The 447-nt window shown below is 41.6% G+C and carries 1 protein-coding gene; it reads left to right on the top strand.

The window, feature by feature from the left end:
• The coding region (locus D0T85_RS21970) for a hypothetical protein (protein WP_203558559.1) at positions 1-334 on the top strand (334 nt) is incomplete at its 5' end.
• Between the last annotated feature and the right edge of the window lie 113 nt (positions 335-447).

The following is a 447-nucleotide window of genomic DNA, read 5'->3' as shown; positions in this document are numbered from 1 at the left end:
GATCTCCATCTTGTACCAAAGACCAACTCACAAGGGCTGCCTCAACATGAAGCTGGTAGTGGTCTTCCTGCTAGCTGCCATTCCTGTTTGCTGCTACGCAAGTGGTTCTGGCTGCAATGCAATGGACAATGTTATTGCAAAGACAATTAATGGGTCTGTGACAACGGATGAATATCTTGAAGTGATTAGTAAATACGTAGCTCTTCCTTATAATAAGGCAGCTGTGATCCAGTTCAAACAATGTTTTAACGACCAGTCTGAGGAGACTCTGGACAATGTGACTGTGGTGGTGGATGCAATATATAACAGTGAAGATTGTCCACAGACATCATAAACTCCCATGAGTACTTTGGCTCACAGACAAAGAAAATGGTCACAAGTCAGCAGCTGATAACACACATTGTAACTTTTCTTTCTTAAGTTTATCTTTCTGCCTATAAAGTGCAA

Origin of the sequence: Bacteroides sp. 519 (assembly GCF_010500955.1) — a bacterium.
Classification (GTDB): domain Bacteria; phylum Bacteroidota; class Bacteroidia; order Bacteroidales; family Bacteroidaceae; genus Bacteroides.
The sequence above is the reverse complement of the archived record's forward strand: the minus strand, read 5'-3'. Positions and strand labels throughout refer to the sequence as shown.